This is a genomic window from Arthrobacter sp. B2a2-09, from assembly GCF_027587375.1.
Taxonomy (GTDB): domain Bacteria; phylum Actinomycetota; class Actinomycetes; order Actinomycetales; family Micrococcaceae; genus Arthrobacter.
Genome location: NZ_JAMXIC010000034.1, coordinates 23,759 through 42,554, shown reverse-complemented (window position 1 = coordinate 42,554; position 18,796 = coordinate 23,759). Strand labels below are relative to the sequence as shown.

The 18,796-nt window shown below is 62.0% G+C and carries 21 protein-coding genes; 7 read left to right on the top strand and 14 right to left on the bottom strand.

The features are described from left to right. Positions 1 to 356: 356 nt before the first annotated feature. On the top strand, positions 357 to 584 hold the full coding sequence (locus tag NFJ07_RS23555) for a hypothetical protein (RefSeq protein ID WP_269998332.1): 228 nt from the start codon (positions 357 to 359) through the stop codon (positions 582 to 584). 392 nt (positions 585 to 976) lie between these two features. After that, a complete protein-coding gene (locus NFJ07_RS23550) occupies positions 977 to 1,552 on the top strand; it encodes a helix-turn-helix domain-containing protein (RefSeq protein ID WP_269998331.1) in 576 nt (191 codons plus the stop codon). Positions 1,553 to 2,013: 461 nt separating this feature from the next. On the opposite strand, the gene NFJ07_RS23545 is transcribed toward NFJ07_RS23550, so the two are convergent. The 3 genes from NFJ07_RS23545 to mauJ all read right to left on the bottom strand — a co-directional run bounded on the left by NFJ07_RS23545 (position 2,014) and on the right by mauJ (position 4,644). Then, the gene (locus NFJ07_RS23545) at positions 2,014 to 3,408 is read right to left on the bottom strand and encodes a GIY-YIG nuclease family protein (RefSeq protein WP_269998330.1); all 1,395 of its coding nucleotides are present in this window, start codon (positions 3,406 to 3,408) and stop codon (positions 2,014 to 2,016) included. Between the two features lie 177 nt (positions 3,409 to 3,585). Further along, positions 3,586 to 3,756 (bottom strand): hypothetical protein, encoded by a 171-nt coding sequence (locus NFJ07_RS23540; RefSeq protein WP_269998328.1) that lies wholly within the window; start codon positions 3,754 to 3,756, stop codon positions 3,586 to 3,588. A gap of 18 nt (positions 3,757 to 3,774) precedes the next feature. Beyond that, entirely contained in the window at positions 3,775 to 4,644 is an 870-nt protein-coding gene (gene mauJ / locus NFJ07_RS23535; protein ID WP_269998325.1) for a methylamine utilization protein MauJ, read from the bottom strand. 641 nt (positions 4,645 to 5,285) lie between these two features. Here mauJ and NFJ07_RS23530 point away from each other — a divergent pair. Then, entirely contained in the window at positions 5,286 to 5,831 is a 546-nt protein-coding gene (locus NFJ07_RS23530; protein WP_269998324.1) for a hypothetical protein, read from the top strand. 529 nt (positions 5,832 to 6,360) lie between these two features. Here NFJ07_RS23530 and NFJ07_RS23525 read toward each other — a convergent pair. Further along, positions 6,361 to 6,873: a VOC family protein gene (locus tag NFJ07_RS23525; RefSeq protein ID WP_269998323.1), complete on the bottom strand. Its 513-nt coding sequence runs from the start codon at positions 6,871 to 6,873 to the stop codon at positions 6,361 to 6,363. 73 nt (positions 6,874 to 6,946) lie between these two features. Here NFJ07_RS23525 and NFJ07_RS23520 point away from each other — a divergent pair, with 73 nt between their 5' ends. After that, positions 6,947 to 7,759: a helix-turn-helix transcriptional regulator gene (locus tag NFJ07_RS23520; protein WP_269998321.1), complete on the top strand. Its 813-nt coding sequence runs from the start codon at positions 6,947 to 6,949 to the stop codon at positions 7,757 to 7,759. A 403-nt stretch (positions 7,760 to 8,162) separates the two neighbouring features. Here NFJ07_RS23520 and NFJ07_RS23515 read toward each other — a convergent pair whose 3' ends face one another. From NFJ07_RS23515 to NFJ07_RS23490, 6 genes are all read right to left on the bottom strand, one after another. Continuing rightward, positions 8,163 to 8,759 (bottom strand): recombinase family protein, encoded by a 597-nt coding sequence (locus NFJ07_RS23515; protein WP_269998319.1) that lies wholly within the window; start codon positions 8,757 to 8,759, stop codon positions 8,163 to 8,165. Positions 8,760 to 8,964: 205 nt separating this feature from the next. Then, positions 8,965 to 9,375 (bottom strand): hypothetical protein, encoded by a 411-nt coding sequence (locus NFJ07_RS23510; RefSeq protein ID WP_269998317.1) that lies wholly within the window; start codon positions 9,373 to 9,375, stop codon positions 8,965 to 8,967. Positions 9,376 to 9,561: 186 nt separating this feature from the next. Further along, the gene (locus NFJ07_RS23505) at positions 9,562 to 10,176 is read right to left on the bottom strand and encodes a recombinase family protein (RefSeq protein ID WP_269998316.1); all 615 of its coding nucleotides are present in this window, start codon (positions 10,174 to 10,176) and stop codon (positions 9,562 to 9,564) included. A gap of 101 nt (positions 10,177 to 10,277) precedes the next feature. Continuing rightward, complete coding sequence (locus NFJ07_RS23500) at positions 10,278 to 11,471, bottom strand: TniQ family protein (RefSeq protein WP_269998315.1); 1,194 nt, start codon at positions 11,469 to 11,471, stop codon at positions 10,278 to 10,280. Then, positions 11,468 to 12,385 (bottom strand): TniB family NTP-binding protein, encoded by a 918-nt coding sequence (locus NFJ07_RS23495; protein ID WP_442865388.1) that lies wholly within the window; start codon positions 12,383 to 12,385, stop codon positions 11,468 to 11,470. Before NFJ07_RS23495 ends, NFJ07_RS23500 begins: the two co-directional genes overlap by 4 nt. Beyond that, positions 12,379 to 13,980 carry a Mu transposase C-terminal domain-containing protein gene (locus NFJ07_RS23490; RefSeq protein WP_269998313.1) on the bottom strand — a complete coding sequence of 534 codons (1,602 nt, stop codon included), beginning with the start codon at positions 13,978 to 13,980 and terminating at the stop codon, positions 12,379 to 12,381. Before NFJ07_RS23490 ends, NFJ07_RS23495 begins: the two co-directional genes overlap by 7 nt. 579 nt (positions 13,981 to 14,559) lie before the next feature. Here NFJ07_RS23490 and NFJ07_RS23485 point away from each other — a divergent pair. Next, positions 14,560 to 15,003 (top strand): hypothetical protein, encoded by a 444-nt coding sequence (locus NFJ07_RS23485; protein WP_269998312.1) that lies wholly within the window; start codon positions 14,560 to 14,562, stop codon positions 15,001 to 15,003. 22 nt (positions 15,004 to 15,025) lie between these two features. Here NFJ07_RS23485 and NFJ07_RS23480 read toward each other — a convergent pair whose 3' ends face one another. After that, complete coding sequence (locus tag NFJ07_RS23480) at positions 15,026 to 15,370, bottom strand: hypothetical protein (protein ID WP_269998310.1); 345 nt, start codon at positions 15,368 to 15,370, stop codon at positions 15,026 to 15,028. A gap of 41 nt (positions 15,371 to 15,411) precedes the next feature. Here NFJ07_RS23480 and NFJ07_RS23475 point away from each other — a divergent pair, with 41 nt between their 5' ends. Then, positions 15,412 to 15,801, top strand: coding sequence for a hypothetical protein (locus NFJ07_RS23475; protein WP_269998308.1), 390 nt, complete (start codon positions 15,412 to 15,414; stop codon positions 15,799 to 15,801). Positions 15,802 to 16,101: 300 nt separating this feature from the next. On the opposite strand, the gene NFJ07_RS23470 is transcribed toward NFJ07_RS23475, so the two are convergent. Then, the gene (locus NFJ07_RS23470) at positions 16,102 to 16,320 is read right to left on the bottom strand and encodes a DUF4192 family protein (protein WP_269998334.1); all 219 of its coding nucleotides are present in this window, start codon (positions 16,318 to 16,320) and stop codon (positions 16,102 to 16,104) included. Between the two features lie 582 nt (positions 16,321 to 16,902). Here NFJ07_RS23470 and NFJ07_RS23465 point away from each other — a divergent pair. After that, a complete protein-coding gene (locus NFJ07_RS23465) occupies positions 16,903 to 17,574 on the top strand; it encodes a hypothetical protein (protein WP_269998306.1) in 672 nt (223 codons plus the stop codon). Positions 17,575 to 17,838: 264 nt separating this feature from the next. Here the strand turns inward: NFJ07_RS23465 and NFJ07_RS23460 are convergent, their stop codons facing one another. Together NFJ07_RS23460 and NFJ07_RS23455 are read right to left on the bottom strand one after the other, a co-directional pair. Further along, the gene (locus NFJ07_RS23460; protein WP_269998304.1) at positions 17,839 to 17,967 is read right to left on the bottom strand and encodes a hypothetical protein; all 129 of its coding nucleotides are present in this window, start codon (positions 17,965 to 17,967) and stop codon (positions 17,839 to 17,841) included. A gap of 280 nt (positions 17,968 to 18,247) precedes the next feature. Further along, on the bottom strand, positions 18,248 to 18,736 hold the full coding sequence (locus tag NFJ07_RS23455) for a hypothetical protein (RefSeq protein ID WP_269998302.1): 489 nt from the start codon (positions 18,734 to 18,736) through the stop codon (positions 18,248 to 18,250). Positions 18,737 to 18,796 lie beyond the last annotated feature (60 nt).

The following is an 18,796-nucleotide window of genomic DNA, read 5'->3' as shown; positions in this document are numbered from 1 at the left end:
ATCGTCCCGAAGGGCTTCCGGGGAACCTGGACAACCGTCACTCCGTCCCGCAAGTATTTCGTCGCGATGCGCTGATTACGCCCCCGCCAAAACCCAGCACCGCACTGCAACGCACGCCTCAGTGATCCCTGCCCGGTCGAACCCTGTTCAGGCCGGGATCACTGAGGCATGCTGCGGCACGGCCGCTTTGCCGGAGACCCCAGAAGACCAACTCCGGTCCTTCCACCCCAGTCCCGGAGCGTATCGACCGTCGGAGAGCCGGCCGCGCCGTTGCCATCACATCCGTTTGATCCCGCCCCGGACGACGAAAACGTCATTGACCCGGGGCCCAACACCCCCAGCGAGGAATGTCGACCATGACGTCAGCCGACAACGGGCACATGGCCCACATCAGGGCCTTCACGCCCCAGAGCATCGAGCAGAAGATCAACCAGGCAGTGGATTCCGCCCAGAACCGTGCCCTGCAGGAAGGCCACCACGGGGTCAAGGTCACCCGCCACAGCCCCACAGCGTTCACGGTTGCCGTGAGCCCGGACGTCGCCTACGGATGGACCATGGAGCAGGATGAATTCTGCTCCAACTAGGATCCCCACCCTTTTCGGCTCGGGCCGGGGACCCTCTCCGAACCCTCACCAGTTCCTCGCTTTCCCGTGACCCTCGCCCCCACGGTCCACCCAAGACGGGAGACTCAAACGGAGGACCTAGGAACGATGGCAGGGCTATTCGGACGAAACCTCCTCCGCAAACGACCAACGCGGCCAGATTCCCCCAGGCTGTGCACGGTCGCCGGTCCCGGGGTGCGGTGAGAAGCCGGTGACCTGGCGATTGTGTGCAGGCGGTCAGGACGGTTCCCGGCGTCCACGGTGTGCGGGAAAAGCCCGAAGGAATCCTTCGTCGCATCCGTTAGGTGCTTCGGACCGCGAGGCGGCCCACGAATGAGACCGACCGGTTGCCTGACCACAGAAAGGATGACGTCATGAAAGCACTGCCTGTCGAACCGAGCAACACGCCCCTGGCCATCGGTTCCCGGATCCGTGCGGCCCGCCAGGCACAGCGCATGACGATCGGTGAGGTGGCAGAAGCGGTCGGGCTGACGAAGGGATTCCTCAGCAGGCTTGAGCGGGACCTGGGCTCACCGAGCGTAACGACATTGGTGGCCCTATGCCAGATCCTTTCGGTTTCCATAGGGGACCTGTTTCGTCTCCCGGAGGCCCACCTGACGAGATCCGGCCAGGGCCCGCGCATTTCCATGGGAGGTGAGGGCATCGTGGAACGACTGCTGACCGCCCGTCCGGAACAGCGGGTGCAGGTCATCCAGTCGGTCATCGAACCGCACGGCAGCGGAGAGTCTGCTCTGTACGCCGTGGACTGCGAGGTCGAGGTGCTCTACATCGCTCGGGGCCGGCTCATCTTTATTCTCGCGAACGGTCAGATCGAACTGGCAGCTGGAGACGCAATGTCCCTTCCCGGCCGTGAGCCGCACAGCTGGGCCAATACCACCGACGAGGAGACCGTCGTGCTCTGGATTTTGGTGCCGGCAGCCTCGCGTTGAACCTTGCAGCCGCCATGCGGCGGGCTGTCGCGGAGTTATGCGCTTTGGAGCCGGCGGACGCGCCACGGGTTTTGCCGGCCTTCGCTCCCTTGCTGGCGGCGGGGTGAGTGATCGGTCTGGATTTTCTCGCCCTGCGTGCGTGCCGTGACCGCCGGGTCGGTAACCCCTGCGGTCACGAGCTGCTGTTCCAGTGCTGCACGGTGTTCACCGGTGTCGTAGGCTGCCGCCGCACGGTCGGCCGCTACGTTGCGTTCATTGGAATCCGCATTGCTTCGTCCACCCTATGTGTCAAATAGGTCAACTGTTGTCCTGATTGAGGGGCATTCCAATTGGGTATCCGAACAGATCGACGCCCAGGCCGAACCCACCAGCGATCGAGAAGTCCGTGAGCCGATCCTTTACCCGGCGGGCGAGATCGCTTGAGGAAGATCAACGCGGCCGTCATCCACGTCGCAGCGGAGTTACGGGCTGTCGGATTTGACCTGCTGAAGTCCGAGTCGGTACTCAAATGCGTACGGCTCGTCAGTCCAGTCGACTAGCTCCACTTTATGCTCGCGCAAGACGTTCAACACCTCTGACGGTGTTGCCCGAAAGAACTCCTTCCGCTTATTCACGCGATTGACGCGGCGGTCGTCAAAATGATGATGGAGCATCTTTTCGATTCCGACGGCATCCTCGGAGAAGAACAGGGCGTGGACATCGAATCGGTAAGGCACTGAAGCGGAGCTGAGCTCAGAGATTCGGTCTAGCGGATCGAGCCTCCTGGTGAGGCCGATCTTCACCACCTCGGGGCCGAACGCCCCGAGGTTGGAAATCACGTAAACGTATCCTGTTCGAATATTGAGCGCGCGCAGATCCACGTCTGCGATCTTCTTTTCAAGGACAGCGATCGCAGCCCACATGCGATCTATTCCGTCCTGGTCGCCCTTCTTCTCCAAGGCGACCATGGCGTTGAAGTGATGCTCGAGATCCCTTTCGAGCTTCGCCTTCTCTCGCTCGAGCTCAGCTTGGACTCTTGCCTCCTCCCGCGCCTCGGCACGCGCGTACCGAGCCTCTTCCCGTTCCTCCGCTCTACGGAATCTGTGTGCAGAGAGTGCCAGAATCTCGTCCGCCCGCTGCCTAAAGAATTCTTCTGACAGGTCGATCCCCAAACCATACGCAAGTGGCCGAAGGACGTACCACGTCTTGAGCACAGCCCCGTAGTCGTACTCACCGGACTTCCGGGATGCCTCAATCTCAACTTGCCTGTTAAATACCGCAACCAATTCGTTCGCCACCTGCAGCTTCATCCAGTCCGGGAACGAGACTTCAATACCTTCCTCGCTCATAAACGTTTTTGGCGTCAGCGTGTACGCGGACCCTGATCGAATCAGGCCCCTCGCGGCGTTCCTAAGATCCTTGACTTTGGCCATCGCTTCATCGGAAGAATCCGCGATCGTCGTGTACTCCGGAAATCCGGGGTGCGAGCTCTGGTTAAGCTCGAGCTCGTGTTCTGCTTCGTTGCGGGCAACTTCGAGCAGTCGGCGCGCGCTATCGACCCGACCGTTGATCCGCTCGAGCTCTGTTTCCGCAGCCGCGACGCGTTCCTCAACGTCAGTAGCCGGCTTTGCGCGTTCGGCCTGCAGGCGGGACACCTCACCCTCGAGCTCGCGTATCTTCCACTCGAGCTGGAATCGCTGCTGGATGTTTTCGACCTTCAGGTCTCGAATCTGTCCGATGACTGAAACCGGCTCACTGCCGTCGGCCCGGAGGACAGAACCGTACACGTCCGACCAATGTTCGCCGTCCCACCACCGGACGATGTTCTCCGTGTTGGGCAATGGATAGGAATGCCATCCAGGCGAAAGATGTGTCATCTATGCTCCTGTCGCTCGCTTCGCCCGGGCGACCCAAGGCATAACGTGTCGGATCTTCATCCACAGCCGAGTCGACTGATTCGGCTGATCGTTACGTTCCATCATTCCCCCGTTGACATCTCGCACGCTGACGCATGGCTTGAGAGCCGGCAAGCCCCCTCACAGTTGGTTGGCCGTCTAGTGATGCAGCACGTTCACGATGAGCACAAGCAGCGACAGCAGGAATATGGCGAACATGACACACCCCATTTCCTGCCGCCGTTCCTTGCGCGCTTGTTCCATCTCCTCAAGAGTGGCGCGACGGCGGTAGCGTGTGCGGCCAGAGTGATGGTGGTGGTGCCCGCTCATTTGCCCTCCCTCCAACACTTACTCGTCGTCCATCTCACGGTTCTCGATGTCGTTGTTCCCCGCTGGCACTACTGATGAGAGTAGAGTGCGGGCCATATACCGCAACACGGGCAGGGACCTGAGGACGGCCATGACATCGCCATACGAATCGGCGCCGAATGGCGCGGCACTGAAGTCCATATGCGAAATGTTATTCCGCAGGCTTTCGCGGAGATCATCCCTCACGTCAGCGAACTTTCGGCCCAAGTAGGGTGCGAAAGCTTCACTTAGGAGCACAGAGTCGTACGGGTGCAGAACCGCGGTGATGTCCTGGGGGATTCGCTCGGACTCACGATTCGGCGTCTCCCCTCGTGCGCGCAGGTCTGCGTCTTCGATTGTTCGCATTGTCAGCACGCCTTCGATGACCTTGTAGAACGACAGTGCTTGGTAGAGCGGCTCAGACGAACTCAGACCTTCTCGGTAGCTGCTAAGAAGCCTGCGTTGCTCCGGCGTCGACGCCCAAAGGCCAGAGGTCATGCCCTTGACGGCACCGACTGCGATCTGCGAGAGCTGCCTGGCCTCAGTGGCGATTTCGAGAATCTCACGACCTGTGGTCGTGATGGCGACCTCGTGGTTGAATGCCAGTTGGCTAAGAATGGGCATCACGAGGTCATGTGCCAGAGCTGCGGCGCCTTCGAAGTTCTTAGCGTTGCACCGGACTGTGACAGAGGAGAGTCGATGTTCGCGATTGACGCCAAGCGTGAGCGTCTGCGATGTTGGGGCGTCTGGGGCCGCCATGAGCTCAACCACAAGCTGAGCTGCGTCCGAAGGCGCCTCGATCAGGCTGTCACCGGTTGACTCAAGGGTTCCGAAGTTGAACTCGGAGCTGACCGTTTGAACCCCTGGCACACCGAGACGATAGACCACGATGTAGTCACCGGCAGACCCTGTGGGGCCGTTACCCAACTTCGAGCGAGGATCAGGTTCAGGAAACTCCGGAACGACCGTGTATCTCATTTCCTGCGTCACGATCGGGCGCGCGGTAAGCGCTGGCTGTCCGAGGGGGGCGCTGCTCGCAGTTTCGTCCTTCTTCCTTGAGCGTGATGTCAGCGACCGGACCGACCGGTTGTTGGTCCTCGTTCTCCTTCTGTTTGCCAAGACATCCTCCTCTGGGACTCAACGCCGATCACCGGACTCTATAACGGCGATCTCCAACGTCGCGATAATTCTGCGATTCAGGTCCGACATTTTGAACCTCGCGGCACCTGAGCAGATCGCTGAAGGCCGGGAATAAGCTGCGCCCGTAAGCCGGTCGTCCAGTGCACAGCCAAACATGCTCTCGGACGCCCGCGCCGTTGCTGGCCTCGACATGCCCGTTTACCCTGCCCGACTAAATGCCCGCTGAAGGCCCCGTTACTGCAACACCGGGTTAGTGCCTGCACCGAGACGATCGGCGGAAAGGGCCGGTAAGGCCGGTTCCTCCAGCAGCCAATGCAAGGAGCGTGCCCCTTGGAAGCAGGTTGTCCAGGTCCTCGATTAGAGTTCAGTGAGTGAATTCGCTGATCCCGTCCGGTGCGCACGTCTTCGTCGACGAATCGAAGTCGAAGGCCTACTACGTGGCGGCCTCGGTGGTTGCGCCCGGTGACGTCGCAAGTGCCAGGCGTGCGATCGCCCTCCTGCGTCGGGCAGGGCAACGCCGGGTGCACTTTAAAAGCGAAAGCGACAGTTCCAGGAACGCGTTCCTTAACGGAGCCATCCAATCCGGGCTCCGTACCAGGCTGTATGTTGCCAGGAACCTGCCTGACAAGGTTGCCAGGCCTCTGTGCTTGGAGGGTCTGCTCGATGATCTGTTGGCAGCCGGGGCAACAAAGCTCGTGCTCGAAAGCGACGAATCTCTGGAGCAGGCAGACCGGCGGATCATCGCGCAGCACCTGAAATCTCACGATGGTGAGGGTTTGCAATACATGCACTGTAAACCCCACGAGGAGCCTCTTCTGTGGGTCAGTAACGCCGTAGCGTGGTGCCATCAGAAAGGCGGAGATTGGATCCGCAAGGCTGCCCCGCTGGTTCAGGAAATCGTCGACTGCTCCCGTTAAACAACGCAGGCCCGGCTCGTCATACCATCCGGAAGACTGCCAGGCCCACTTCTCAGGGCTACTGCCCCTTGCAACATCGATGTTACCCCACGAGGGAAAGTCAGGGAAAGGCGTATGCGTCCTGTTCGGCTCCCCGAAGGCGCCAGCCTTTGACAGACCCACCGGGCCCACTCGTGCGGCCGGAGTCCCAGGGTTTCCGGCGCAGCCCGGGGGAGAGGCGACGCTGCCCACAACCGGGGACAATTCTGTCCAGGTTATCCACCGCTACGACTGCCGAAGGGAGCTTCACCTATGGCTCCCGAAAATCAAGCCGTGGATAACCCGAATTGCCCCCAATCGTGGACAGGACCGGAGCGAGCAGTGTGCAGCGCAACGGGGGAGCGGCTGGCACCAGCTGCGTTCCAGGCGGCCGTAAGCAGCCACCCCAAGCGCGAACCTCCCGGGCCCGGCGGACAAAGCGGGTCCATTGCCCGGTACGGATCAAACATGACGGACTATGCCGAAACCAAGGCAACATGCAGAGATGCTTTCAGCCTTGCTTGGCGGCCCAGTCGGCAACGCGCTGTGTGCTTTCCTCCTCGGAGAGGTCCTCGACCCGAGTCATGATTGACCAGCGCACACCGTAGGGGTCGCGGATGCTGGCGAATCGGTCTCCTGACACAAAGGTGGACACCGGCTCCCGGACGGTAGCTCCTGCCCGCTCGGCGCGCGCGACGAGGGCGTCCGTTTCCGCGCAGTAGAAGCCGACGGAGTAGCAATCATCGTCGCCGTTCGGCGCCGGGACGAGGTGGTAGTCCGGGTTGGGCTCACCGATTTGGAGCCGTCCCTGACCGAAGTCCAGCTCGGCGTGGACCACGATTCCCCCGATTTCGGTCGCATTGACGGTGCGGGCGCCGAAAACGTCCTGGTAGAACGTGATCGCCTCCTTCGCCGAGGGGATCGCAAGGAATGGGGTGAGGCTGGTGAAGCCGTGTGGGATGCCGGATCTTGTGTGCTTGCCGTCGGCGGCTGCCGTCAGTTCGGGGCTTGTAGTATCAGTCATAGATCTCATGGTAGGCACGCGTCCGCCCAGCGGCTTGGAGAATAGCGACAGCCTGGATAAGGAGTGTCCGCCCATGGTGGGTTCATTCAAGGGAATCCTCTACCCTGCCCGGCTTCCCACGTTTCACCGTGTGCCCGCGCCTGAGTCCGTGTCGAACCTGGTGCAGTGGTTTTGGATCCCCGAATGGGACATTGCGCCGGGGCACACGTCACGCCAGCATCTGATCGCATTCCCGGCATCCAACCTTGTGGTCCAGAAGGATCTTGTTGAGTTCGCAGGCCCGACAACCTATCGATCACATCGCGATCTCACAGGCCGGGGCTGGGCGGTTGGGGCCCTCCTGCGTCCCGCGCTGGTTCCGCGTTTCACGCACGATCCAGGGAGCCTGCGGGATTCCCAGCTGCCACTGCTGCTTGCGGATCTGCATGCCTCAGTGTCGGAGGCTATGGGCGGAACCGATACACGGGAGCGTCGGCAACACGCTGTGGAGGCTTTCGCTGGTTGGCTGGTAGCGCAGCGTCCGGAGGTGTCCGAGGAGGGCATTCTTGCCAACGCGATGATGGACATTATCGGAACGTGCAGCGACGTGCTCCGCATTGAGGACGTTGCGGCTCGTCTGTTCGTTTCGCCGAGAACCCTTCAACGGGTGGCGAGGAAGTACATCGGCCTGAGCCCGTCCGCGCTCATCCGACGGCGCCGCCTGCAGGAGGCCGCCGATCGGTCACGGACCGACCAGGCTGCAGACCTCGCGGCGATAGCTGCCGAACTCGGCTACACCGACCATGCCCACCTGACGAACGACTTCCAAAAGACCCTGGGATTCACACCGAGCACGTACCGGCGGTCAGTCCTCCAGGACCAAGCCGGGTATCAGGACGAGGATTAGGTCCACGTGCGCCGCCCTTAGGCGAGAAGCTTCCACTAGACGTTCCCTCTGAGCCGACTCGTTCTCTTAATCCGATTCGGTGACTCGAAACCTTTGTGCCTCAAAACTAGGGATAAGAGACGTCTCACCGACTGAACGATCGCGACGACGGCAGGGTCCAAATTGTGACTGTTAGTTCGGAATGGCGGTTTTTACGGGGCCAGTGCTTCCCTGAGGATCTCGCTGGGCTTTCCGGCGACGGTTTCTGGGTAGGGCCTGAGCGGTCAGGCGGCGGTCGCGGTGGCTGCTGCCATGACGTTGGCCATGGGCCATGCAGCTGCCCACCAGGCGGTGTATATACCGTCAGTTACGAGACCACCATTCGCTGTGGATCGCAGTGATAAATGGCGTAGAAATTGCATCGCTATGTGGCCTGGGTTCCGGCGGAGCTACTGGCCGTCTGGTGGCGGTAGAGCGTCGCGCGGCTCCAACCGACGAGAGCCGCGGCGTCGGCCGCGGTGCGTCCGCGTTTGCGGGCATCGGCGACGATTGCGAGCTTTTCCGCGATGACCTCCAGGCTGACGGGCGGACGGCCGAAGCGGGTGCCGCTTTGCCTGGCTGCGGCGATTCCGGCGTTGACGCGTTCGACGATCAGCTCACGCTCGTACTCGGCCAGGGTGGCAAGCATGTTCAGCATCATCCGCCCGGTTGAGGTGGCCGGGTCGATTCCGTCCGAGATGGATCGGAGGTGCACACCGTGTTCGCGCAGCAGGTTGACGGTGTTCAGGACGTCGATCAGGGACCGGCCGAGGCGGTCGACCCGCCACACGACGACGGTGTCGCCGTCTTCGGCGTACTCCAGCAGCTTCTTCATCCCGGGCCGCTCGATCGCCGTTCTGCTTCCGGAGGTGACATCGGCGAACACATCCCGCTTTTGCACGCCGGCGGCCAGGAGCGCATCGAGTTGGAGTTGGGCGTCCTGGCTGGCGGTGCTGATTCTGGTGTACCCGAGTTGTCTCACTGCACCATACTGTCTTGGAAACACCCAAAACACGCCGCGAGACACGACGGGCAGTGAGACGACTTTGCAAGACACCCGCCGTCTCGCGGGACCCGCGTGATTCTGTCGGTTTCAGAAGTCGTCTGCACGGAATGTCAGAAGTCCTCTTCACTAGGCCTGATTCGCGGTCGTAGCTGCTGGAGGGGTTGCGCGTGAGTTGGCTGTCTCAGGTGGTGGGAAATACGTTGACGGCATCCTTCGCACGTCTGATGCCCCATAGGAACACGGAGCCGTCAAGGCTTCGCACCGCTATGGTTCGTTTGACGCTTAGGATGTCTACGTCCTGGGGATACTCGTACCCGGTGCGGGCGGTGAACTCTTCTGCGAATCTGCGGTTGATGACCGGTGCAAGCTGTTTGCGTTTCCGGCTCCCATAAATGGAAAACCCGGTCGAGAGGGCAAGAACGATACCCGTGACGGTAAATCCGAGCCAAGAGGGAATGCCTGTCGTTCCGAACTCGGTGAAGCCCAAAAGGATCCAGAACAACAAGAAGAACGGACCCGAAATGTTGCCCGCCGTTTTGTATTTCCTCAGTTCGGGCAAAGTGACGGTGAAGGCGTGATGGGCGTCATCCATGAGGCTCTCCTGGGTCTGGCGGTGCACCGAAGCGGTTGTTTCTCCTTCGCTGGTTCATAGTCTGTCACTCCGTGCGTTCCGAAGAGCTGTCACCGGGGCAGTCTGGGTGCGATCAAAGCGGGTGTACTTCGCCGTTGCCGCGCATCTGCGGTCTTCGTTCTAACTCCCCGAGGCGTCACCCGGAGCTTACCGGGACATGAGCTTTTCGCCGTCGGGGCGCAGTTCCCCGGTGGGTGAGACGTGGCGGTAGAGGGTTTGTCGGGTGATGCCGAGCTCGGTGCACAGGTCGCTGACTTTGGTGCCGGGCCGGCCCATGGATGCCATGGCGAGACGGAGTTTCGCCGGCGTCATCTTGAAGGGGCGTCCGCCTTTGCGGCCGCGGGCGCGGGCGGAGGCGAGGCCGGCGATCGTGCGTTCAGAGATGAGTTCGCGCTCGAATTCTGCCAGGGCGGCAAAGATCCCGAAGACGAGCTTCCCGGAAGCCGTGGTCGTATCGATGGCGGCCCCCTGTCCGGTGAGGACCTTCAAACCTATTCCGCGCTCGGTGAGGTCGTGGACGATGTTGACCAGATGGCGCAGGTCCCGGCCGAGTCGGTCCAGTTTCCAGACCACCAGCGTGTCCTCGTGGTCGCGCAGGGCTTTCAGGCAGGCGGCCAGTTCCGGGCGGTCCTCCTTCTTCCCCGAGGCCTTGTCCTCATACAGTTGGTTCGATCCGACGCCCGCCCCGGCCAGAGCGTCGCGCTGCAGGTCCGTCGTCTGGGACCCGTCGGCCTTGGAGACACGCATGTATCCGACCAGCACAGCCATTTCCTTCCGTCATTTATATGTACGTTTAAGTGACAGCCGGAATCGAAAAAGGCACGCAGTCTAAAATTGTCACTTAACCAGTTATTTATTCTAAGTCATGCAAAGGATACCTGACCGCCCGTATGTGACAAGCTTTCCAGGGGTATGCCGAGTTCGGCGAAGTCGGCTCTCAGACGGGTCACGGACTCCGGTGTTCTGCATCCGATGAGGGCGAAGGCGTAGAGGGCTTGCGCCTCGGCAGGGTCTTCCCGGGCCGCCTGGATCGCTTCTTCCAGGGCCTGCCCGAGCGCCTTTAGGTTGTCGGCTTGACTCTTCGAAAATTCAGCCGGTGTTCGGCCGTCACCGAGGTCGAGATCAGGTTCCGGAAGGAAGAGGTGCGCGCCCGAGCCACGCCCGGTGATTGTCCCTGCCTCGAGGAGGGCGATGGTGACGGCCGCAGCCTCCATGGTGTGCCGTTGCACCGTTTCCGGTTGCTGTTCGAACGGGCGCCAGAGTCCCTGTCCGTCGCGGGCGGGATAGCCGGCTTCTTTCCATATTTGCCGGATGGTGTCGGTATCGGCTGGCCGGTTCTCGGAGAGGGGGCAGCTGAGCTCATCGACCACGGTGCGAAGAAGCCGGAACCAGATCCCGGCATGGACTCGCCGGCGCGGAAGCTCGACATGTCCGATGGCGAACGCGTGCTGGGTTCGTTGATCCAACGTCAGGACGTGTTGCGGTGCCGGACTGGGTGCCGGCCGGTCGAAATCCCACATCCCGAAGTAGCTGCGCGCGGCGAGGGTTGCCTCAAGCCAGCAGCCGTGGGCCGGGCAGCTGGAGACGATGGGGATTGCCCACAGTAACCGGTATGGATGAGGGGATGGGCTCTCTGCCACACATTCCGGACACCCTCTCGCCGGCAGCCGGTCCGGCAGCCACGGCCGCCACGACGGGACCGACCGCGCTTTCTGCTTCCCGGCCGGCCGCAGCACCGACAGCTGCCGGGTATAGGTGGCGAAGCCGTCCGGGCCGGGCTCCATGTCATCGAGCAACCACGGAACCGAGCCGGCCACACTCATGTGCCGTAGCCGGGCAGGGGCGACCCCGGTGCGCTCCGCCAGGACCTCGATCATTCCGGGCGGAGGCGCCAGGTCGATGTCATCAAGGTCGCCCGCACCGAGCTTGTAGCCGATGTCATCGCCCAGGTGTTCGATGTCGGTGCCGTAGCAGCCGGCGATCCGGCGCAGCCAGGAGGAGAGCGCTTCACCGTCGTTCGGCGCGGGATGCACCGGCCACCGCAGGGGTCCGCTCACAGCAGTTCCCGTTCGAACAATCGCCGCCGTTCGGTGGGTCCGGCGTACTCGGCCATGGCCAGGGCGCGGTGGGTGATGCTCTCTTCACCGCTATTAACTGCAGCGATCGCCGCAGTGGTCAAAAGCCGGGTGAGTTCCCCGATGGTTCCCTCGCTTCGGGCCAGCAAATACCGGGCCATGTCCTCGGTGGCGATCCGGGACTGTCGCTGCAGCGGCAGCGCGGCGGCGAAGCTGGCTAGCAACGACAGGGTGGCGGCGCCGGTACTCCACAGGGGAAGGACGACGGGTTCGAATCTGTTCTCCAACTGGTCATCGGATCGGACCGCAAGATACGCCTCCCGTGTTCCGACCCCGATGATCGGAATGCGCAGCTCGTTGCCGAGGAATCGGAGCAGGTTCAGGAACTCCCGGCGGCTGTTGCCCTGCCCGGCGAGGACGTTATGCAGTTCGTCGATGACGAGCATGCGAACTCCCGTGGCACGCAGCAGGCTCAGCGACACCTGCTCCACCTCGGCCAGACGCCGCCGGGGCTGAAGAGGCGCGCCGAGGGCGGCGAGGAGCGCGGTGTAGAAGCGCAGCACGGAAGGCTCGGACGGCATCTGCACGCACAACACGGGAATGTGTTCCCTGTCCGCCTCGGTCCTTGGCAGGTGCCCGCGGCGGAACTTCTCCACGATCATCGACTTGCCGTTGTTCGTCGGCCCGACCAGCAACAGGTTCGGCATCCGCTCCTTGTCTGGCCAGCGCAGCAACGTCTCCAACCGTGCCACCGTTTCCACCGCCCGCGGGTAACCGATCCACCGGTCCGCCCGGATCAGTTCCACCCGCTCTTTTGCGGGCAACCGTGCCGCGTCCCGTACCGCCGGATGCAGGTGGGACAGATCAGGCGCGACGCCGTCGGGCACTCTCACCACTGCTCAATCTGATCGAACCGGGACACCTGGGCAGCTGCCGGCGGCCCCGCGTCCGGCAGCTGATCCCCAGGCGGTTGGGGCGGTATTGGAGGGCCCGGGCTCTTGGCGCGCTTCTCCGTTGCGGCAGCCGCCATCTTGCGCCGCTCGGTGTCGCGGCGCATCCGTTTGGTTGTCTTCGTCGCAGTGCCCGCGATCTCTCTCATCTGTTCGATCATCCGGAACAGGGCCTCCTCATCTACCTGCGCGATGCCGCGATCGTGTAGCCGCGCCAGGGCGCGCCGGTGCTCCCACAGGCTCACGGCCGGGTTCGCCATCGTCCGATACGGCACCTCTAGATAGGCGTGTCCGTCCGGTTCCAGTACCCAGATCCGGCTGATGTCCCGCGGGTCACGGCGGATCAGGAACCGGCCAAGCGTGTCGCGTCGGCTGATCCACGGTTTCAGCGCGTTCGAGAAATAGTGGACGTGGTCGACGACGAATCCCGTCCGGGTCAGGGTGCGCCGTATGACCGGGAGGAAGTCGACCAGAAACGCCGTCGGGTTCGACGCCACGGCCGGCACCCCCGTGGCCGCGACTCCTTCGGCCCAGCGGCCGGCCGGTGTTTGTCCCAAGGTCCTGTGAACGGTGCCGTGGTAGCCGGCCACGGCAAGGGTCAGCCATTTCTCCAGCTCGCGAAGGGTCAACATCGCCATCCGGTCCGAGTCATACCGGCCGCGTTCGACGGGATTGGAGAATGTGGTCCCGGGAAGTTCGTGGACCTGCTGCATCGCGGTGCCGATCACCCGTTCCACGATCCCGCCATAGTGCGGCCGGCCCAGCGGCCGATAAGCCAGCTCGATACCGTGCTGCTCACACCCGCGCCGCAACGCCTCACTCTTGAATTCACTGGCGTTGTCCAGATACAACTGCCTCGGTTTTCCGCTCATCGGCCATTGCGCCTCAACACCCAAATTCTCAAGCCAAGGCCGTTTATCGGTGCCGGCATGCGCCAAGCACAGGCCTACCGACACTGCCGACGGCGCCTCCAACGTGACGACCATGCCCACAAGGGATCGGCTGCACACATCGACCGCCGCGGTCAGGTATGGCCGGCCGATCGGTTGCCGTTCCCGTTCGTCGACGACGATCACGTCAATCACCGTGTGATCGATCTGCACCTGCTCCAAAATGTCCCCGATCACCGGAACCTCACCACCGGCGGACTGCAAGCCCCGCACCGCATCCGGTCCGCCCCGACGGCGGCCCACTTCCACCGGATTCAACGCCCGGATCCGCCGCTCCACAGTATTCCTGGCCGGAACCGGAAGCCCCCGTGTCCGGCATGCTGCCACGATGTCGCGGTACACCGCCGCTAACGTCCGTTTCTGCCGGGTCAGGAACTGCTTCCGCACCAGCTCGCCGACGAGGTCCTCGACCGCATCCGACAGGCGCAGGGTTCCTTTCCCACCAGAGGAACGCCGCGGGGCCAAATCAGTCAGCAGACCGGACCCGTCACGGTACCGCTTGATCAACACGTAGATCTGGCGGCGCGATGTCCCCAACACCGATGCGGCCGCATCAACCGCTGCCCTGCCGACGATCGCCTTCGCTGCCAACGGTGCGATCACTGCCGAAACTGCCTTCGTGCGATCCCACACAACGTCCGACATGGTCAACGTGCGTGACTCACCAATGCGCACCGATTCTGCGTCCACTCCGCCACCTCCCTGTTGTGCAGAGGAGTATCAAGCAGAAACGAGGTTAGTGCAGAGGGGTACTGAAAAACCAGTGCTCAACACTCGCCTGCACAACCCCGAAAACGCGCGGGCGGTCGTGCAGGCCGGTGCTGAAAATGACAGATTCCGGGGCATTGATCATTTGTGGCGGCATGCCAGGTGGTGTCTTGTAAAGCTGTAGGTTTTCGACACAAGCACTTCTGGCTTCGGATCATCGTTGACATGTCCTCGGGGAAGACTGCCGTCGGCGGTCCGCCGGCTCCATCGCAAGCTAAATCAAAAAATCAAGGACCGCATCGTGCCGGATGAAATTCGCCGGACTTTTCGGGCATAGGATCTTCAAGGTGCGGCTAACGGCTGCCGTCGCCCGGCTTGCTTCGACGGCTCGGCCCTCTCGCCCCGCTTTGATTCATTCTGAATCAAAGGAGTACAATTCCAGGTGAAGAGAGGGGAGTGCCCATGATCGTCATGAACAACAGTGACCTTGCTGCTTTGCACCGGGGGGCGCTGCAGCGCCAAGCGCGCCAGCGCGTTGATCTGTTGGATGAGCTCCGCGCTGTCCACAACGCGTCCTCGCGCGGAAGGAACCAGCGCCAGATTGCCGAGATTCTCGTTACCAGCCAAGCCAAAGTACATCGAATGCTCAAAGCCATTGAACGTCGGCCGTCCGTCCTCGCTTCACAGGAGCCCGAGGAAATCATTCTTCGCGCCTTTGCTTACGACACGTCGCGGCCAGAGCTACTTGCAACGCTGAAGTCCATGACGTTTACCGACGGGGAGGACGCGCCCTACCCGGAGGAGGGCCGGATCCCGGGCACGTGGGATCAGGTAGTCAGCGCGTTCGCACAGGGACTACTGGACGAGGCCGAATTCAATGAGGTCAGGGCGGCCATTGGCCGCTGAAAGGGACGACGTCCACGCCGCCCTAACCAATCTCTACGCGCCCGGCGGAGACTTGGAGAAGGCTCCGGAATTGCTCGTCGCCTACTTCGATGACGCGGCGGTGGTCCGGTTGGCCAAAGCGTATATGGGCCGGCAGCAGGACATCACCAGCGCGGGCCGGGCCGTGGTCGTCGCCGCAGGCCCGCCCGGCGCAGGCAAGACCGAAGCGCTGAAAACGCTGGACCTCCGGGGTTACCGCCTCATCGACCCCGATGATGCAAAAGACATGATCCTTGACGATGCTGAACGGCACGGCCTTCTCAGCTACCGGTACGACCACACGCTGCCGGATGGCGGGCCCGTAGGTGTCCGGGAACTCGCGTCCCACATTCACAGGATCTCTACGAGAACAACGAACCTCGTCCGCCAATGGCCCTGGCGGCAGGGGAGAACGTCGTCATCGATGGCACCTTGTCCTGGGAAAAGCTGCCGGCCCAATACATCGACGAGCTCTTCATGTCTCGCTACGAGGATGTCGAAGTTGTCGACGTCGAAACTACGCTGACGAGCGCCATCGAACGGGCCCGGCAGCGCTGGTGGTCGGGTCGGCAAAACGATGCCGCAATGGGCGGAAGGTTCGTTCCCGACGCCGTCGTCGACCATTGCTACGGCGTTGGCACCGAATCCCAATGCGCTGCTAACGCGCTCAGCCTCGCCCGGATGGCGGCCGACGCTTTAGGCCGCGGAACACTTCGCCGTTTCGACGTCGACGAAGCCACCGGCAATATCCAGCTAACCAGCATCACAACCTTCGAATAGATGTAGGCAGGATCAGCCCGGAACCATGCCGGTTCTGTGGACAACCCATTGGTGTGCACACATGCACCGGTGGGTCCGCTTCCAACCCAACGAGCCAGAAGAAGTCCGACTTCGTGTTTTGCGGAACGCTGGGTGCAGCTTGGTCGTCCGGGTCTGCACAGGTCACGATCGGAGCATGGACAACGCCTGCCACGTGCTCGCCCGACTACACCTTCGTCAGGGCGATCGCCCTTGACACAAATGTCTTCAAGAGTGCCCCGGAATCGCAGCCCTGAATTCACTTACGGAGCGCGCGGATACTCATGGCCGGGTCGAGATCTGGATAGCAGACGCACTCTTCGACAAAGCTCTTCCGTCGTGCTTGGGGAGATCCACACGGAGGGTGACTCCAATGTGGTTGGTGTCTAGGGTGTTGTACACGAGGCTTTCCTGGGGCCAGAAGGCCAGGGTGTGGCCGATGAAACTGAGGAAAACGGCGGGGTTTTGATGGTGAGCGTTTCCATGGCCCTTCTCTTTCAGATGCGGCGTCGGCCGTGGGCGTTAGTTTTCGGCGTCGTTCTGATACGGGGACCGCTGCTGGGCATGAGGGGCCGGAGCGCAACTTGGGGAACCGGGAACGGTCCAAAAGTTCGCGAGGAAATAAGCGGAGCGCCGAGCGAAGTTTTGGATTGGGGCCGGCGCAAGGCGCCCTGGTTGCGCGTAGGACCCGCCCAGCGATGATCGAGCATCAGTACGACAAAAAGCGAAGATTCTTCTGGCTGTCCGTGGTGAACGGCGTGCGGCCCGGCACGACGCCGGGGTCCTGCGCTCTCTGCGGGGACACTAATGTCCGAGATGAGTGCCGGAGCGCCTATCGAGGGCGAGTTCGGCGAAAAGACAATGTTCCGCGCTCGACTGGGACGGCGGGACCTCGATCGATGTAGGGTCGACGCCAGTTGGCGGGTGCGAACCCGCCCCGGTCTCGCGCCACTCCAGCGCTTTGCTGCGTGAACACGGGAGCGCCGCATCCCCCTGATCGACCGGCTAACGACTATGACTTTTTGCCAGACGCGCATGCCGAACCTCACGGTCGCAAGAACTTATGGCAGTCATAATGACGACGTGATCATGTTCGTGAAAGTCCTCCAGAACATCCTCTTTGTTGGCGGCTTTATCGCCATCTGTGTTCTCGCTGCAGTGATCAGCGCTTTCGGCAAGCCGGAGCTGGGACTAAGTGTCCTAATCGTTGCCTCGGCCCTGGCTTTGATGCTGGCGGGCGCTACAGGCATCGTGAACACGCGCCATAAGCGGGCCGTCAAAGCAGCGCAAAAGGCTCAGGCCGCCCGCGCTTCCACTCCCGCTACCACGTACAGCGCGCAAACGACAGAGACATTTGATCACGACCCCGAAACGGTCTGGGCGCTTATTCGGCCCGCCGAGAGCGCCGTCCTGCTCTCAGACGCCCAGCGTGCCTTCAGGGTCCCCGGAACACCAACCGGTGTAGGAGAGCAGCAATGCATCATCGGACGCGACGGGACCGTGTCCATCATCGAAGTCATTGGTGAGGAGACCCCGAGGTGGGCCGCGACAAGGTCTGTCACACCCGACAAGACAAACAGCCGCTCCACCTACACGCTTGAACCGACGCCAACAGGATGCACCATGACAATGGGAATCGTCATGGAACTGCCGGCAGGCTTCAAATTTGCCCAAGACCCCGTGCAGTGGTGGGAGGCCCGCGCCCGCACCTATCTGAAGCGCGTGAAGGAAGTCCTTTCCGCCCGACAGGGATGACGTTCTCCGTGACCACGCTCGGACTGACACGACTGGGCTTTTCTCAACCCACCTCTAGTGGCTTAGGAGAATGAAATGAATACAACTCGCTGGACGAGAAGTACAGCCTGCAAAGGCCCCCTGGCCTGAACCTCTAGCGATTAGAAACGCAGCTCAGAGAAGCATGCGAAGGATTTTTCCCGCGGTGACTATTCCGCGTCTCTTCGTCCCGCGCTTCCCGCGTGATCCTGAGGCTCAGCCTAAGTCATACGGTACCGGAGATCGTCAGCCATGGAGGATCAACTGGGGTGCTGCGGAAGTCCTCCCGACGGACAGGAGGAAGTAGTGGCGGGCCACGGTGACGGACACGGGCAGGACGGGCATTACTGCGGGATCCCATTGCAACCGACTCACCTTTAACTCACCTTAATCAGCGGCAACCAACGACAATTCATCACCCATCGTTGCCTCCAAAACCCCGAGAATCCGGGAGAAAACCCTGGGATTCAAGTCGCACAGAGGCCCTTGGTCCTAAAGCGGGGGTCGTCGGTTCGAATCCGACAGGGGCTCCGATTTTGGCTTTGAGTTGCGGTTTTAGTATCGGGGAGGCCGGAATTCCCCTCTTCGAGTCTCGACTCTTCTTAAGTCACCCTAATCCGAGTTATCGCTGTGGTCGTGCTCGCAACGGGCGAAGCTAGGGCTGCTCCGAAGAGGCGTTTCCCGCAGAATGCGGTGATCTCATGCCGAGCGCGACCGAGATCAACCAAAGGGCGAAGGCGGCAGCCCCGAGGACTGTGGCGTCTGCGCTGACGGCTGCAATGTCCGACCCGGGCTGGTTGCGTCTCCATGCGAACTCCGTGATCCCAATGTAGACACACCAGTAGAGCAGGAACGAAACGGCCAAGAGCGGAAAGGCATGGGCAGCTTTGGTCAGCCCGGAGAGGTCGTTCCGCCTGAAGATACTCTTCCCGTAACCGGGGCCCGGCAGGGAGTTCACCGCAACGGCAGCGCCGAGGATGATCAAGGCATGTACCCCGAAAGCCAGCAGCCCGAGGCGCCCCGAGGGTGGAGCCATGGCGTCGAGCACCGCCGCAGTGCTGCTGGTCTCGGCGTCGGCGATGATCACACCAAGAATGGACAGATTGGCCACCGCGCAGAGGCCAGCCGCTGCCCGTCCGATCACCGGCCATGACCATGCGGCGGACTTTGACTCACTCTCGGTGCGTGGCGGACGAAGTTCTCG

Excerpts from the sequence above, each read along its gene's own strand:
- NFJ07_RS23555 (WP_269998332.1), top strand. The coding sequence starts at position 357 with ATGACGTCAGCCGACAACGGGCACATGGCCCACATCAGGGCCTTCACG.
- NFJ07_RS23550 (WP_269998331.1), top strand. The coding sequence starts at position 977 with ATGAAAGCACTGCCTGTCGAACCGAGCAACACGCCCCTGGCCATCGGT.
- NFJ07_RS23545 (WP_269998330.1), bottom strand. The coding sequence starts at position 3,408 with ATGACACATCTTTCGCCTGGATGGCATTCCTATCCATTGCCCAACACG.
- NFJ07_RS23540 (WP_269998328.1), bottom strand. The coding sequence starts at position 3,756 with ATGAGCGGGCACCACCACCATCACTCTGGCCGCACACGCTACCGCCGT.
- NFJ07_RS23525 (WP_269998323.1), bottom strand. The coding sequence starts at position 6,873 with ATGACTGATACTACAAGCCCCGAACTGACGGCAGCCGCCGACGGCAAG.
- NFJ07_RS23520 (WP_269998321.1), top strand. The coding sequence starts at position 6,947 with ATGGTGGGTTCATTCAAGGGAATCCTCTACCCTGCCCGGCTTCCCACG.
- NFJ07_RS23510 (WP_269998317.1), bottom strand. The coding sequence starts at position 9,375 with ATGGATGACGCCCATCACGCCTTCACCGTCACTTTGCCCGAACTGAGG.
- NFJ07_RS23485 (WP_269998312.1), top strand. The coding sequence starts at position 14,560 with ATGATCGTCATGAACAACAGTGACCTTGCTGCTTTGCACCGGGGGGCG.
- NFJ07_RS23475 (WP_269998308.1), top strand. The coding sequence starts at position 15,412 with ATGGCCCTGGCGGCAGGGGAGAACGTCGTCATCGATGGCACCTTGTCC.